The organism is Legionella tunisiensis (assembly GCF_000308315.1).
GTDB lineage: Bacteria > Pseudomonadota > Gammaproteobacteria > Legionellales > Legionellaceae > Tatlockia > Tatlockia tunisiensis.
In genome coordinates this window covers 1-13,915 of the sequence record NZ_CALJ01000330.1, presented here as the reverse complement: position 1 = coordinate 13,915, position 13,915 = coordinate 1, and the positions used below count along the sequence as shown (strand labels likewise).

Sequence of the window (13,915 nt, the reverse complement as noted above, 5' to 3'; positions counted from 1 at the left end):
TCTTGGGATTATCACCATGTAACCCATCAGATAACAAGATAGATTTTTAAAAAATTTCCCTTTGCTTTCAAAGCATAAAATAAAAATCAGCACCATGGCTAAAAAACGGGCATTTACAGACTCTTTTTTACTTCTACTATTTGAATTGTGTACAGTATTCAATAGAGAGAATTTTATGAGTCATGGTGGCAAACGATTAGGCGCTGGTCGTCCTAAAGGGTCAAACAGTTGGGGCGAGTCCACCAAAGCGATTCGAGTGCCTCAATCAAGAGTAGATGATGTTAAATCATTTCTTGAAAAAGACCTAAATTACACCCTACCCCTTTACGCCTGTAAAGTCCGAGCAGGCTTCCCTTCCCCTGCTGATGACTACATAGAATCGCGTCTTGATTTGAATGAACATTTAATTAAACACCCAGCTGCTACATTCTTTGTGATTGCCTCTGGCGATTCCATGTTACATGCAGGCATTCAATCAGGGGATATGCTCATTGTTGATAAAAGTTTAGAGGCTACTCATGGCAAAATTGTCATTGCAGCTATCGACGGTGAATTGACCGTTAAAAGGCTTTCTCGCGCGAATGGGAAAGTACAATTACTGCCTGAAAATGATAAATACCCCCCTATTGATATTACCAATGACCAGGATTTAGTCATTTGGGGTGTGGTAACCCATGTCATTCATCAGGCCGAATAAATCATGTATGCTCTTATTGACGCGAACAATTTTTACGCAAGTTGCGAGCGCTTGTTTCGACCTGATTTGCGTGATAAACCGATTATCGTGCTCTCGAATAATGATGGGTGCGTCATAGCTCGCTCGAATGAGGCCAAGGCGCTGGGTATTAAGATGGGTGCGCCCTACTTTCAAGTGAAAGGCCTTTGCAAACAGTATAAAGTCCACATTTTCTCTTCCAACTACACGCTCTATGGCGACTTGTCTAATCGCGTCATGTCGGTGATTGAGGAAGCATGGGATGACGTTGAAATCTATTCCATTGATGAGGCCTTTCTTGATTTACGAACAATACCTCAATCCTTACACGATTCGTTTTGCGCCAACCTGCAAAAGAAAATTTTGAAAGCAACAGGCATTCCTACATCCATTGGGATTGGACAAACCAAAACACTCGCCAAAATTGCGAATCACTTGTGTAAAAAAGAATTAAAAATTCCTGTTTTTAATGTGAGCAATCAACGTGAGTGGTTGAAGAAAATTTCTGTTGGCGATGTTTGGGGTGTTGGGAGGCAATGGGAAAAAAATTAGTGCAGCAAGGCATTCATACAGCCTATGATTTGAGAGCGATGAATCCTCATCTTCTAAAAAACAATTTAATGTCGTACTGATGCGCACTGCCATGGAGTTACAAGGCATTCCCTGTATGGAACTTGAAGAAATCAGTCTTAAAAAAGTATCATGTCGTCTAAAAGTTTTGGTGACATGCAAACCGACTTTCTCTTTCTCGCACAAGCCATCAGTTCTCATTGTGCAAGAGCCTACGAAAAACTTCGAAGCCAAAATCTTGTCGTACAATATCTTTACGTGTTCATTCGAACTAATCCATTTCGACAAGACTTACCGCAATACAGCAATAGCATTCAATTTAAACTGGTTAATCCGACCGATGATTTAAGGTTAATAACACGCATTGCCAAAACATGTTTAAAAAAGATTTTTAAACCAGGGTATCACTATAAAAAAGTGGGCGTTTGTTTAGAAGAGTTAATACGTAAGAATCCTCGACAGTTAGACCTATTTCATCAGCCATCGGATGAGTCTTTGATTAAAAAGACCAATTAATGCAACTTTTTGATAGAATTAATTTTAAATTTGGGCGCCATACCATAAAACTCGCCGCAGAAGGGACTAGTAGACCCTGGAGAATGCGCGCTGAAATGCGCTCACCCTGTTATACAACCCAGTGGACTGACTTACCCAAAATCAGGAATTTAACTTGAAGACATTATTTCGTACTCGCCTATTTATTCTCTTATTTTTAGCCGCCCTCCCCTCTTTTGCAGAGCCTCCCCATAACTTTCAACAAGCCAAGCGTGAAGCTGTCGTGATTTTTGATTCTCACCGTCAAACACTTTATTGCGGCTGCTCTTACAACCAACAACATCAAGTTGATTTAGCCAGCTGCAATATGATTACCGCCAAAAATAACAAACGTGCTGCGCGCATCGAGTGGGAGCACATGATGCCTGCAGAAAATTTTGGCAAGCAATTTAAATGTTGGCGCGAAGCGTTATGCAATAAAAATGGCAAACCCTATAAGGGGCGCAAATGCTGTGAAAAAATAGATGGCAACTTTAAACAGGCAGAAGCAGAGCTCTATAATTTATGGCCTGCAGAAGGCATTGTGAATCAAGCTCGCTCTAATTATCGTTACGCAGAACTGGCGGGTAACGCCGACTTTTTCGGCTGCGCGTTTAAGATAGATAGAAAATTACGCCAAGTAGAACCGGATGATAGGATTAAAGGAATTGTAGCTCGCGCCAATTTATTTATGTTGGGTAAATACAACATCAAATTATCTACTGCTCAAAGGCAGTTATTCGAAGTCTGGGACCAACGGTTTCCACCGGATGCCTGGGAAATACAATGGGCATCACAGGTTGCTACAATAGAAGGCTATGGAAATCCCTACATCGAACAACGAGGTTAATATTTAATCCTCTTTGGTTAATGAAGCCAACAATCAACTGCCCGCCCTCCTTTGTATGGCAGGTAAAACTATCGCCTTAAGTCGCATTGGAGTAAAAGAAGAAACCGCATTAAAGAAACAGCTTCGCCTGCGCCCCAACTATAACAGCAAACCTCATGCCGCAAACAAATTAACCAATAAAATAACAGTATGATTTTATTGTATCAATTGGAGTTGGTTTGTTTTTATTCGTTAATTGACAAGCTGCAGCAGTTTGCTATTCTTCACACCATCTGCCGAGGACAGGGATTCGTTGTGGCGAGGATTTCTATTTGTGTCAGCAGACGGAGTTTGTACATGTGTTGTCTAAATCACCTCTCATTGTATTTCAATTCACTTGATACCAGCCCAGGGCGCAATCTCACTGCTGATGATTCTTTTGTTTGTAAAGCAGAAAAGGAGTAGCGATGCCTATTTTGGAAGTAGTAGCAGGTGGTTATCTGGTCGGTAAAGGAGCCATGATAATAAGTGCCGCGGTTGGAGGAACGCTTGCCTTGGCAGGGAGTTATCTCTTTGGGGCGCATTCACCCAACAATAAAGAAGCGCTGGCAACGTTGGTCAAGGCCAAAGAAGAAACGGAGAAAGAGCGAATGCAGAATTTAGATTCAGTCATAGAGGGAATTCAACAAAGAAAGGAACATCTCACAAGTAAGACTATTGAGCAACAAACTGACTTAGAGTCCGCAGTGTGGAATATAGAGGAAGACAGAACACTTATTCATGAACAGGCTGAACAGCTAACCAAGACCACGGAAGAGGTAGAGCAAACTACGCGTACACAGGAAGAACTTATTATTCGCTTGCAACTGGCGCTTCAAGAAAAAATGAACGCTTTTGAAGAAGCGCAAAAGCAATTGCTTCAGTCAAATGCACGACTCGAGATAACCACTAAAGAATTGGCAGAAACGCGGGAAAGGGTAGCCTCTTCCGAGAAACAACATGAGCAAACAAGAGAGGAAATAAAAAGCATGAAAGAGCAGATGGCTCTATTAGTGGCGCAAAACAAATCAGCCATGAGTGCTCATAAGTCCGAACTCACTCAATCCTCCATTAAAATAGAAACTCTCTCAAAAGCCAAGGACTCGTTAACCGTTGAGCTTGAAGAAGCCAATTCGTTAATAGAAACCCTGACGGAGCAATTAGAGGCAACGAAAGATAACGCACCCACTCGCCCTGTATCACCCCGATTTTTTAGAGAAGGATTTCCACTATGTTTAGTCGAAAAGAAGTTGTGATTACTGATGTAGCAGAGAATGACGTCAAGCACATCAAGAAAAAACGAAAGACCAGCTGGAGTTATTAAAGCAGCAGACAGAGCGCTTAAAATTATTTGACGCAACCATTGATATTGATTTCGCGATTAAATGGTATGAAATTGAGAGCAGTCAGTTTTCAAAACTTGCCTTTGCTTATGGCCAGAAAAGCTGGATTAACCGACAAATCCTGCACGCAGAAGTCATTGCGGGGGCCGTGGTATTAGGCTTGGCTGTCCATGCTCTTGCTTTTTTTGCGTTGGTTGGTGCTTATTACAAATTATGCGATATGCTGTCGGAACATTATCGCATTGATGAAGCCAATAAAGAGGCAATCCGACAAAGCATGGCAACGCTTCGTGAGGGATTACATCAATCAATTGAATCATTTAATGAAATGGAGCGAAAACTTGATAACGCCTTTAGCGCCATGGAAGAACAGAATGAATCCCTGTCAGCCACTATTGCTCAATTGAGCATTGATGCAGGTAGACTGCATGGTCAGGTAACACTTCTTGAAGGCATGGTTAAGCAATTACAGGAGCAGCAGAAGAAACTATTGGTAACAACAGAGAAAATTGACGGTGCAGGCGAAAAACTTGGTAAAGATATCGAATCATTGTCTTTGGTTATTATGGAAAAGAAAGCGGCTTTAGATTTGGTATCAGACAGCATTGTTTCCGTTTCTCAACGTGCTTTAAAAATGGAGCGCGAAGCTTCTTTCAACCAGCAGTCTGCTACCGAATTATCCAAGGAATTAAACGAGCATATTGTTTTAGGAGAATCCAAACGGACTCAGTGTAATGCTGTTGAAGCGACATTAGGTTATTCGCCAGCTTTGCAAAAAAACCTGAAAACGAAACAATTGAGGAAGAAGTGAATCAGGTAGTTAAAAAATCACAATCTATTCATGAGCGAGCTCGCCGCGCCCTTGCTCTGAAATCATCTCACTCCCAAAAGGAGCAGATAGAACAAAGAAGTGTACCCCCCACACCTTTTTCCTAATATCCTCGATTAACTTACAGCCTTACCCAATGATAATGTGGATAAGGCTGCTCTCATGAAATTGAGTTGGGCAAGTTAAAATCCATCCATGCTTTTTGAAACCCTTAATAACAAAGTGCAAGATATTTAACCATCAATGTTCATAATATTTAAATATGCCAATCAAACATAACAGCATAGCCCGCATTTTTTATGGTTTCTTTGATGGTTAGGCGAGCATTTATACGTTGACGATGTCAACGTGTGTTTGTATAGTCAGCTCCAAAAAAGACAAATATAAAAAATTAGGAGTAAATCCTATGAGATTCATAGGAGCTATTAAAGAACATGAATAAAAAATTAATTATCGGTATAGCGTTATTCTTTCCAATATTAACTCATGCATCATTTTTTGGTGTATCTGACCACAGCCGCGCAAACTGTATAAATAACGAATCTATTACTTGGGATGCCACGAAAGTTCGTTCTTTATCGGTCGTTTCTTTTCATACGGCGGATTATCTCAACAAAGTTGGCCAGTACAAAAAGCACCGACTACAAACTGGGTGGGCAAAAACAAAGCGCTCTGCTGCTGTTCACTGGGGCGAAGGGCGGACACCAATAGGATATTATTTAGTGCAAGGCTGGCATTGGGAGGGAATTGACGGAGTCGGCGAAGTTTTACGGGCAACAACTTCCGTCGATAACTGTAGTATTTATAATGGCTGGTGGGAACTTTAGCTATCATTAATCATCAATTAGAGGAAACAATTATGAAATATAAAGTACTTAGCTTCTGGTTGATTTTTGCATGTACGTCAGCAATCAATGCATCCATTGACAAATTTGCAACTAATGTTCCAGAAGATGCAAAGCCTTCAACAAGCTTTCAGGCCATGATGAAAGACCGCTCTAAAGAGATTCATAAAAAAGGCTATATAGAAAGTTACAGCACAAAATATGAATTTATGATAAACCTTGAAAATAACCTCAAATACAAGGCAATAGTCGATGTTCGCGATACCAGCTTAAGAAAAAACGCCTCTGATGTCGTAGGCTCCTCGCCTTTAAAAAAGGTTAGTGAAAATCTCAAAATTAAAACCCTAGGTTATGCTCCGGTTGGATCTTTTGATAAAAACCTTGGCTGGACAGGGCTCACCGAGATATTTAAAGCCAAAGATTTAGGTTTATGCCAATTTACACATCTGGATTTAAAAGCAAGTGGTGGCGGCTACTCTCTATTAGAAGACAAAATACGTACTGATGTAAATGGTCATTATACGGCAATTAATGTGACCGGAAAAAAATCAGGGTTTTGATTATGAGGTGATATGGTTTAACGATTTAAACATGTATACGCTAAACTGTATTCATAAAGAGTATTCAAAACAATTTGAACAGGAAGTTATAGATTTAGCTAAACAAATTGACGAGAATTAGTTATAAATTTGTTGGGTAGGGGTTCTGTGGAAGAACCCCTTCCTGAAATTAATATCTAAGGTAGAGGGCATAACCAACAGCTACAACCTTCCTATCAATAAATTCTAAAAAATAGTTTATTTATACCGTAGGTGATTTTTGGAGAACTAAAATTGAAATGAATGGTCGAATGGCATGGCAAAGGGCAAGATGCTATGGCCAGCGCAATTACTCCGAACTTGCCATACAGCGATATAAGCGGATTTTGGGCAGAGAAATGGATGCCAGGAAAATGCCAAATCAAAAGCAAGAATTTATGATAGGTTGTGGCGTGCTCAACAAAATGACCAACCTTGGCATGCCCGATAGTTTCCGAGTCGCCTAGATCCGCATAGTGAAAACAGAACAAATTGTATTGCAACAAAGCCACGTTTTCCACCGGATGCGTGGGAAAAACAATGGGCGTCACAGGTTTCAGTCATCGAGGGATACGAGAATCCTTACATTCAAAGATTTGGTTATAAACTAAGATAACTCTTCAGCACGATAGGAATAGCGTTTTCTTGCTGTTATTTCGCACTGAGGAATTGAGTTACTTGCACCTTCCAGGTTATAGATTTCATCATCCAACCAGCGCTTTTCATCAGCAACCATTTCATTAGGCAAGCAAATCCACCATCCTTTAGGTAATCGTCCAAGTCCATCCGCCCAACGATAATTTCGTTCTTTTAACAAATCTTTTTTATCAAAGGGTGCATTTTGAGCACTTAAGAGCGTTTCTTTTTTGCGTACATTCTTCTTTAATTCATCAAAAGCCCCCTGCTCTTGTAATAATAAATTTAAGGTGGCCCAACAATCATTTAAAGCACGATGTCCATCATAAAAAACCCCAATTTCCAGTTTAGGTAATCAAGTTTATAGCTCTCATATCCCCGTTCCTTCCAATCAATGTCTTTAATCGTACAGGCAAAAAGCATCGATTCAATCACTGCTTTAATTGATTGTGGGGTTTGAAGTTCTAAAAAATTTCGATCAAATCCACTGTTGTGACAAATAACAAGATGAGTTTTGTTTAGTGCTTGCAGAACAAAATCCCAATTAATTGATTTCCCTTTCACATCACCATCACTGATACCTGTTACTTTCGTAACTTCTGGAGGAATTGGTTTACCTGGATCATTTAACTCATTGTATGAATCTATAATCCTAAGAATCCCATCTGCGGTTGAAAAAGAAAAAGACAACAAGCCAAGTTCAATAATTTCGTTTTTATTGGCATCAAGCCCCATTGTTTCCAAATCAATAATTGTTGCAATAAATTCCTTTTCATCAGAATTTTGTTTTGCTGCAAGTGATGAAGGTACCCTTCTAAGAATTTGAAAATCAGGATTTTGAGCAATTTCATGTATAGATAGCTCGCGCATAATTTAACCCAAATAGTATAAAAATAATTATTACCATATATGTAATTAGAGATCTTAAATATATATGAAATTGATATGGGTTCCAAAAATACTCAAAATCTAACACCTCTGTCGTATATCCAAATTGGCTGAATATTTCCCAATACTATTCCCTCAAATTTAAACCATATTTAAAAATTCTGTTAAATCATTTCAATAATTTTGAAGTAATTAATACAGATTAAATCTTTAAATGTGAACTTTAAAGACAACAAATTAGATAACTCTTTAGAAAACACATAGGAAAACAATAAAGAAATCAAATTAAAATACATATTAGGTAACATATTAGAAATTAAGGAAACAATTAGATATCACTAAAGGTAACGAATATATTTTCACATTCCCTTTTAGCTTCCAACAAAGGAAACGCATAAGGATACAAATTAGGTATCACTATAGGTGTCGTTTGAGATGTGATTAAGCAAATTATATAGGTAACACATTAGGATACAAATTTTAATATCGTTAATATTCATTATGCCGAGGAATTAAGTTATAGCATCACTATGGGTAACACATTAGAATACAGATGGAAATCCAAACATTATAAAAAGGATACATATTAGGTATCACTTTAGGTTACTCAAAAGAAAACAAAAGAAATTTAACAACGTATATTAGATAACTTTTTAGGGGACATTATAGGAATCTGTTAAGGATACCTTTAAGGTAACAAATAAGGATACAAGTAAATTTATAGGGAACTATTTAGATAACTCTTTCGGAAACGTTTTAGATAACAAACAACAATTCGCCGGAAGGATAGTAACAACTTAAAAGAACAGTTTCTAAATTATGATATAAAACTAGAGATTTGTTTGAAATAAAAAAACTCATTTTAATAACAATAGGTTGAAATGATCTTCCCGCTTCTTTACTTGGTTGACGTTTTGTGATTAAAATCATGGAAATCATCAACCATTAATCGGTAAAGAGAAATGGATTCTACGAAATCAAACATTGAATATCTACCTAAGAGATCCATTGCTGATGCAGCTGAGTTTTTAGGAATTTCAGCTCAAGCAACCCATAAACAACTAAAAATGAAAGGAATTACCTGTCACAAGATAGGTAATAAATCCTTCATAACTTTTGACACCGCACGAAAGCTTTTCAACTTTAATTTTAAAAAGAAAAAATTGCAGTTCAAATTGTGAAAGGGGGTACCGGAAAAACTACGTCCATTGCAAATATTGCCAGTTGTGCAAACTGTTATGGAGCCAGAGTGTTACTTATTGACGCCGATCCTCAAGGAAATCTTACCGATGCTCACGGTATTGATGCTGAAGACGTGCCCGTATTAATTGATGTTATAAAAGGGGAAGCGTCAATTAAAGATTGTATTATAGAGGTATCAAAGGGCTTCCATCTGATTCCCAGTAGAATAGAAAATGTGATTCTTGATAATGAAATCGTTCATAAAAGACTGCCATTAGATAAGCTATATAAAAATATACTAACGAGTATAGAAGATAACTACGACTTTATATTCATAGATTGTCCTCCTACTATGGGGCAGGCCGTAACAGCAGCGACTCTTTATGCTGATGTTATTTTAGCGCCTCTGAATCCAGATAAATTTAGCGCAAAAGGTTTAAAGATATTAAAACAAGAAGTAGATACTTTGAACAAAAACTATCACAAAAAATAACATATAAAGTTTATCTAAATAAATTTAGTGGTAAAACAATACTGTCCGACAAAGCTATTGTTTCTCTTATATCGGATCCAGATTTGGAAGGTAAAGTATTATCTACAACCGTCCAATATGCACAAGAAATCCCCAATGTTACGGATGAAAATAAAAATGCATTCAGTTCATTGAAGAAATCTTTAGTAAGAGAGGACTTTGATAGCCTGACAAGAGAATTGTTGGAAATTTCTCCGGCTAATTTTCAACGTGAAGAAGCTCAAAAAGAAGAAGCACTAACTGAAGCTTAAGGATTAGGTCATGCCTGATTTAAACGAGATTTTGAAGGACCGGAAGACAAAAAAATTTGTTAAAAAGAACTATCGTCCTTGGGATCTGAGTGGACAGAGCAATGAGAATGTAGATGAAACTATCGTTGAAGATGTAACTTCGGATGGTTCAAGCCCTCATATAGATAACAAAGATGTTTCCGAAGATAAAGATTCAACTCAGGAAGTTTTTGTTAACAAATTAATTACTTCACCCGCGGATGAAGAAAAAACTCTCCAGCTAATATAGTTTCCTTAAAGACAAAGAATCTCATCGAAGCAAATGAAATACCTTCATCGCAGTTTACCGAGCAAAAGGAAGCTTTATTTTATTTAGATAACACTTTAGAGAACAATAGAGAAACAAATGGGGAGCAATTAGATAACAGCCAGATCACAAATAGAGAACATTCAGGTAACACTCCAAAAACAAATAAGGGAACAATTAGAGAACATACAGATAACACTTTAGATCCAACTACTCTCTACAATAAGATATTTAATCTAACAGGAATCCAAAGAAAAATATTAGACTTGGTGACTGAAATATGTTCATCAAAAAACCTGTTAGAAACTGGCCCTCTAGAAACATCTAAAATAGCAAATCATATAGATACACCAGTCGCATCAGTAAAAACTTCTATCAAGCGATTGATAGATAAAGGATTTATTTTTCGAAATACAGGAAGAAGAGCAAGAGGGGGATTTGTAAATTTTTATCTACAACAAGAAATATTAGATATCGTTAGTGAACAGAAAAAGTTTTTTATAGATCATTCATCTCAATTAAATTCATTTAACCCTTTTAGGGAACAATTAGAGAACAACCTCTCATATATTAGTAGTAATAATAAAATAAATACTATTACTAAATCAAAAGAAGTGATTCCAGAAGAATGGAACAATGTTGACTACGAATCTTTGCATCGTATTGGATTTTCAAAAACACAGATAATGCAATTGATAGATAAAGCTGATCCCAATATCGTCCAAGAATCAATTAACCATTTTGCTTTTGGATTAGAAAATAATCAAAAATTGAAGAAATATGATGACCCTCTGAATGTCTTGATGGGAGTTTTGAGAAAAGGACAAGCTTGGTTTGAAAAGGATTATAGATCTCCAAAAGAAATTGCACAGTTAAAATTAATCGAAATTAAAAAAGCTGAGATTGAAAGAAAAAACAATTAGAGGAGGAAATATATAAAATTGCATTTGATGAATGGCAACAAGATTTAAATCAAGAAGCTATTGAAATGATTGCGCCGGATCTAAGAAAAAAGGGAGATCCTACTCCCCGTCATGCTAAATTAAGCATTTATTTCAAAGAAAACATCTGGCCAAACATAAAGAAGGATTATCTAATTAGTTAATTTAGGATATAGGCAATGCATAGAACAAGTTCTTAAGAATACAAATCATACTTTAGACTCGTTATCGGAAATATTAGGTGTGGAATTAAAGGACTTAGAAAATAATGCATCATGCGATAGCACACTGAATAAGAGAATGTCGCTTTTTGCAGACTTCATAAATAAATATTCTTTGTTTATATAAAGCCACACTACAATGATATTTAAAGTTTAGGTAATTCATCTAAAGAAGCTCGCAATTAGTGTGGTGACTATTTGTGCGCATGATTGTATATACCGTAAATATTACGTCTTCTATGCATTCCTTGATGCTTGTATGATACAAAAACACTAATAATGGAATCTTGAATTGAAAACAATATGCGTATACTTGGGGGCTAATTTTGGGAACAACGATGCATTTAAACAGGCTGTAGTTAAGCTCGCTCATGAAATCGTTGATCATGGATTAACACTTATCTATGGAGGTTCTAGCCTGGGTATGATGGGTTTGTTAGCAACTACAGTTAAAGAATTAGGTGGTAAAGCGATTGGAGTTATAACCACTCATCTTTTAGATAAAGAAAAGCCATTAGAGATCCTCGATGAACTTCACATAGTAGACTCTATGCAAGAGCGAAAAAAATGCTTCAAGATATGGGTGATGCATTCATGGTGATGCCAGGTGGTTTAGGAACACTTGAAGAAGCAATAGAAACTTGGAATGCCATAAAAATAGGTGAAATTAACAAAAAGATAGGATTTCTTAATGTTGATGATTATTTTATAAACCTATTTGGTTTTATCGATCATTGTCAAGAGACTGGATTTATGAATTCTAAGCAAGCAACGATCCCAATTATTAATGCTGATCCCAGCGGTTTACTTAATAATCTAATTCAACCAGAAGAGATTATTACAATAGATAAAAACCTGAATTTGTTTGATAAAATCATAGGTCAATTATGGAAGGTATAGATTTAGAAAGGCATCATGCATTAACTAGCAGTAATAACATCAGGGAATTATTTAACCCTATTTTAAACTCTATAGGTATATCCTATTTCAATTATATAAAAATATATCACGAAGATTGCTCAAGAGAACTTTTAACGAATAACCCTGATTGGATAGAGCATTTCTATAAGAACGCCCTATATAATTCGATTGGTGCAATAGATGTTGAACACTTGTTACCAAAAGGCTATTTTTTGTGGTCTGAGTTAGATAACAAAGATCCTGTTTACCTCCAAGGAAGAGACTTTTTTAATATAGATAATGGAATTAGCTTTATCATTAAAAGAGAAGATGTCACCTATTTATATATATTTGCAGCGGGTAAAGAAAAATACGATATAAATAATTTCTACGCTGGAAATATTGATTTATTACAACGGTTTATTCATTTTTTAATGATCAAGCAAGATCATTAATCCAAGAGGCATCACACAATCGTATATACCTCCCTGGTCAGCAAATTATAAATCCTACTCGAGTAAATAATATTGTTGTAACCGAAAGAATGAGAGAGCAGTTTTTAGATAAAACCCAGGTAAATCGTTATTTTTTATTAAATGAATCAGATAATTTGTATCTCACTAAAAAGCAAGCTAGTTGTGCTCGATTATTTGCTAGGGGTTTAACCTCAAAGCATATAGCACGAGAAATGAGTTTATCTCCAAGGACAGTCGAGGGCTATATTTTAGATATTAAAAGTAAATTGCAAGAAACGTTAAATAAAAGCCTAACAAAACAACAAATAATTCAAATTCTGCGCTGCTCGAACTTGGCGTAGGGGTATTTTTTACGTATACAAATTTATCTCTCAATCTTGATAAGATAATGAATGAGATGAACGAGGAACGCAGCAAAAAAAATTTATTTGTCCAAAGGAAAAACTCATAAGAATATCATTGCTATTTTCTTCGCTAATGATTGAATATAGAATTAAGGAAGTTGCTGTGATGAACTACGAAGAATGCATAGAAAAAGTTCTAAAAAATACTAATCATACTTTAAAATCGTTATCTGAAATATTAGGTGTTCAAATTGATGACTTAGAAAATAAGCCATCAACCAATAGTGCGTTTAACGAAAGAATATCGCTTTTTACCGATTTTTTAAGTAAATATTCTTTGTTCATATGAAGCTACTCCTAGAATAATGATATTAGATAATTCATCAATTTTTGTCGATAGCCACATATTGTTTACAGGGCGTAATTCAATTTTTGAAGCTTCAATAGTTGAGTTATCAATATATAATTTTCGGAACAATATCTCATTTGTATGTCTGACCTTCACAAGTACCTCATCATTATGATGTGCCTTCTGATTGGGATCAAAGACTATGATATCGTGTTTATTGTAAATAGGTGACATGCTGTCATCAAAAAGCTGAAAGGCAAAAAATTTTGGCCTATTCGGTTATCTATTCCTGGATAAACAGGCAAATAATCTTTTGTCTTATAAAGTTCCATTTGAACAATCTGATCTATTCTATGTAGGTCAATTTCTCGAAACAACGGTATGCTCTTGAAAGTAACTTTGCTAATACCAAAATTCTCTGGAAAGGTCTTTTCATCAGTCAGACAAAGTAAAAAAGAGGCTGGTACATGAAGATGCTTTTCTAATATCTTAGCCTCCTCCAATTTTGGTGTGCGAAACCCTGTCTCCCAATTACTTAAACGAGCCTTACCAAATCCAGTTAGTTGTGATAGTTGAACTTGAGATAAACCGAGATCTTTTCTTGCCTCGGATATTCTTTGGCCAATC

The 13,915-nt window shown here is 36.4% G+C and carries 19 protein-coding genes and 2 pseudogenes; 16 read left to right on the top strand and 5 right to left on the bottom strand.

Annotation, left to right across the window (positions count from 1 at the left end; all coding sequences use genetic code 11):
- Nucleotides 1–175 precede the first annotated feature (175 nt).
- From BN58_RS20360 to BN58_RS20325, 8 genes and pseudogenes are all read left to right on the top strand, one after another.
- Nucleotides 176–697 carry a LexA family protein gene (locus BN58_RS20360; RefSeq protein ID WP_026069646.1) on the top strand — a complete coding sequence of 174 codons (522 nt, stop codon included), beginning with the start codon at nucleotides 176–178 and terminating at the stop codon, nucleotides 695–697.
- Nucleotides 698–700: 3 nt separating this feature from the next.
- A pseudogene (locus BN58_RS27720) lies at nucleotides 701–1,959 on the top strand (Y-family DNA polymerase).
- The gene (locus BN58_RS20350; RefSeq protein WP_019218422.1) at nucleotides 1,956–2,669 is read left to right on the top strand and encodes an endonuclease; all 714 of its coding nucleotides are present in this window, start codon (nucleotides 1,956–1,958) and stop codon (nucleotides 2,667–2,669) included. The pseudogene BN58_RS27720 and the gene BN58_RS20350 overlap by 4 nt, the downstream one beginning before the upstream one ends.
- A gap of 13 nt (nucleotides 2,670–2,682) precedes the next feature.
- Nucleotides 2,683–2,862 carry a hypothetical protein gene (locus tag BN58_RS20345; protein WP_019218421.1) on the top strand — a complete coding sequence of 60 codons (180 nt, stop codon included), beginning with the start codon at nucleotides 2,683–2,685 and terminating at the stop codon, nucleotides 2,860–2,862.
- A 253-nt stretch (nucleotides 2,863–3,115) separates the two neighbouring features.
- On the top strand, nucleotides 3,116–3,943 hold the full coding sequence (locus BN58_RS20340) for a coiled-coil domain-containing protein (RefSeq protein ID WP_019218420.1): 828 nt from the start codon (nucleotides 3,116–3,118) through the stop codon (nucleotides 3,941–3,943).
- A gap of 247 nt (nucleotides 3,944–4,190) precedes the next feature.
- Entirely contained in the window at nucleotides 4,191–4,841 is a 651-nt protein-coding gene (locus BN58_RS20335) for a hypothetical protein (RefSeq protein ID WP_156812670.1), read from the top strand.
- Nucleotides 4,842–5,293: 452 nt separating this feature from the next.
- Nucleotides 5,294–5,686, top strand: coding sequence for a hypothetical protein (locus tag BN58_RS20330; RefSeq protein WP_019218418.1), 393 nt, complete (start codon nucleotides 5,294–5,296; stop codon nucleotides 5,684–5,686).
- A gap of 32 nt (nucleotides 5,687–5,718) precedes the next feature.
- Nucleotides 5,719–6,264 (top strand): hypothetical protein, encoded by a 546-nt coding sequence (locus BN58_RS20325; protein WP_040916837.1) that lies wholly within the window; start codon nucleotides 5,719–5,721, stop codon nucleotides 6,262–6,264.
- A gap of 215 nt (nucleotides 6,265–6,479) precedes the next feature.
- Here BN58_RS20325 and BN58_RS35610 read toward each other — a convergent pair whose 3' ends face one another.
- The 3 genes from BN58_RS35610 to BN58_RS35600 all read right to left on the bottom strand — a co-directional run bounded on the left by BN58_RS35610 (nucleotide 6,480) and on the right by BN58_RS35600 (nucleotide 7,788).
- The gene (locus BN58_RS35610; RefSeq protein WP_019218416.1) at nucleotides 6,480–6,833 is read right to left on the bottom strand and encodes a hypothetical protein; all 354 of its coding nucleotides are present in this window, start codon (nucleotides 6,831–6,833) and stop codon (nucleotides 6,480–6,482) included.
- A gap of 56 nt (nucleotides 6,834–6,889) precedes the next feature.
- On the bottom strand, nucleotides 6,890–7,099 hold the full coding sequence (locus BN58_RS35605; RefSeq protein ID WP_019218415.1) for a hypothetical protein: 210 nt from the start codon (nucleotides 7,097–7,099) through the stop codon (nucleotides 6,890–6,892).
- Between the two features lie 125 nt (nucleotides 7,100–7,224).
- A complete protein-coding gene (locus BN58_RS35600) occupies nucleotides 7,225–7,788 on the bottom strand; it encodes an exonuclease domain-containing protein (RefSeq protein WP_232220892.1) in 564 nt (187 codons plus the stop codon).
- Nucleotides 7,789–8,983: 1,195 nt separating this feature from the next.
- Between BN58_RS35600 and BN58_RS35595 the strand changes: the two genes are divergently transcribed.
- The 8 genes and pseudogenes from BN58_RS35595 (at nucleotide 8,984) to BN58_RS32135 (ending at nucleotide 13,288) form a co-directional block, all read left to right on the top strand.
- Complete coding sequence (locus BN58_RS35595; protein WP_019218413.1) at nucleotides 8,984–9,481, top strand: ParA family protein; 498 nt, start codon at nucleotides 8,984–8,986, stop codon at nucleotides 9,479–9,481.
- 83 nt (nucleotides 9,482–9,564) lie between these two features.
- Nucleotides 9,565–9,771, top strand: a complete 207-nt coding sequence (locus BN58_RS35590; RefSeq protein ID WP_019218412.1) for a hypothetical protein — start codon at nucleotides 9,565–9,567, stop codon at nucleotides 9,769–9,771.
- Nucleotides 9,772–9,781: 10 nt separating this feature from the next.
- A complete protein-coding gene (locus BN58_RS20305) occupies nucleotides 9,782–10,039 on the top strand; it encodes a hypothetical protein (RefSeq protein WP_019218411.1) in 258 nt (85 codons plus the stop codon).
- Nucleotides 10,040–10,323: 284 nt separating this feature from the next.
- Nucleotides 10,324–10,980 (top strand): helix-turn-helix domain-containing protein, encoded by a 657-nt coding sequence (locus BN58_RS20300; RefSeq protein ID WP_156812668.1) that lies wholly within the window; start codon nucleotides 10,324–10,326, stop codon nucleotides 10,978–10,980.
- Nucleotides 10,981–11,511: 531 nt separating this feature from the next.
- Nucleotides 11,512–12,119, top strand: a pseudogene (locus tag BN58_RS38185) (LOG family protein).
- The gene (locus BN58_RS20290) at nucleotides 12,107–12,574 is read left to right on the top strand and encodes a hypothetical protein (protein WP_019218408.1); all 468 of its coding nucleotides are present in this window, start codon (nucleotides 12,107–12,109) and stop codon (nucleotides 12,572–12,574) included. Before BN58_RS38185 ends, BN58_RS20290 begins: the two are co-directional and overlap by 13 nt.
- An 89-nt stretch (nucleotides 12,575–12,663) precedes the next feature.
- Nucleotides 12,664–12,936: a LuxR C-terminal-related transcriptional regulator gene (locus BN58_RS38180; protein WP_019218407.1), complete on the top strand. Its 273-nt coding sequence runs from the start codon at nucleotides 12,664–12,666 to the stop codon at nucleotides 12,934–12,936.
- 169 nt (nucleotides 12,937–13,105) lie between these two features.
- Nucleotides 13,106–13,288 (top strand): hypothetical protein, encoded by a 183-nt coding sequence (locus BN58_RS32135; protein WP_198009996.1) that lies wholly within the window; start codon nucleotides 13,106–13,108, stop codon nucleotides 13,286–13,288.
- Here BN58_RS32135 and BN58_RS38175 read toward each other — a convergent pair.
- Both BN58_RS38175 and BN58_RS30350 read right to left on the bottom strand, forming a co-directional pair.
- Nucleotides 13,262–13,522 carry a S24 family peptidase gene (locus BN58_RS38175; protein ID WP_026069645.1) on the bottom strand — a complete coding sequence of 87 codons (261 nt, stop codon included), beginning with the start codon at nucleotides 13,520–13,522 and terminating at the stop codon, nucleotides 13,262–13,264. The genes BN58_RS32135 and BN58_RS38175 overlap by 27 nt on opposite strands.
- The coding region (locus BN58_RS30350; protein WP_019218405.1) for a helix-turn-helix domain-containing protein at nucleotides 13,489–13,915 on the bottom strand (427 nt) is incomplete at its 5' end. The genes BN58_RS38175 and BN58_RS30350, both read right to left, overlap by 34 nt.

Coding starts and splice junctions, on each gene's coding strand:
- BN58_RS20330 (WP_019218418.1), top strand. CDS start 5,294: ATGAATAAAAAATTAATTATCGGTATAGCGTTATTCTTTCCAATATTA.
- BN58_RS20305 (WP_019218411.1), top strand. CDS start 9,782: ATGCCTGATTTAAACGAGATTTTGAAGGACCGGAAGACAAAAAAATTT.
- BN58_RS38175 (WP_026069645.1), bottom strand. CDS start 13,522: ATGTCACCTATTTACAATAAACACGATATCATAGTCTTTGATCCCAAT.
- BN58_RS32135 (WP_198009996.1), top strand. CDS start 13,106: ATGAACTACGAAGAATGCATAGAAAAAGTTCTAAAAAATACTAATCAT.
- BN58_RS20340 (WP_019218420.1), top strand. CDS start 3,116: ATGCCTATTTTGGAAGTAGTAGCAGGTGGTTATCTGGTCGGTAAAGGA.
- BN58_RS20360 (WP_026069646.1), top strand. CDS start 176: ATGAGTCATGGTGGCAAACGATTAGGCGCTGGTCGTCCTAAAGGGTCA.
- BN58_RS35600 (WP_232220892.1), bottom strand. CDS start 7,788: ATGCGCGAGCTATCTATACATGAAATTGCTCAAAATCCTGATTTTCAA.
- BN58_RS20290 (WP_019218408.1), top strand. CDS start 12,107: ATGGAAGGTATAGATTTAGAAAGGCATCATGCATTAACTAGCAGTAAT.
- BN58_RS38180 (WP_019218407.1), top strand. CDS start 12,664: ATGAGAGAGCAGTTTTTAGATAAAACCCAGGTAAATCGTTATTTTTTA.
- BN58_RS20325 (WP_040916837.1), top strand. CDS start 5,719: ATGAAATATAAAGTACTTAGCTTCTGGTTGATTTTTGCATGTACGTCA.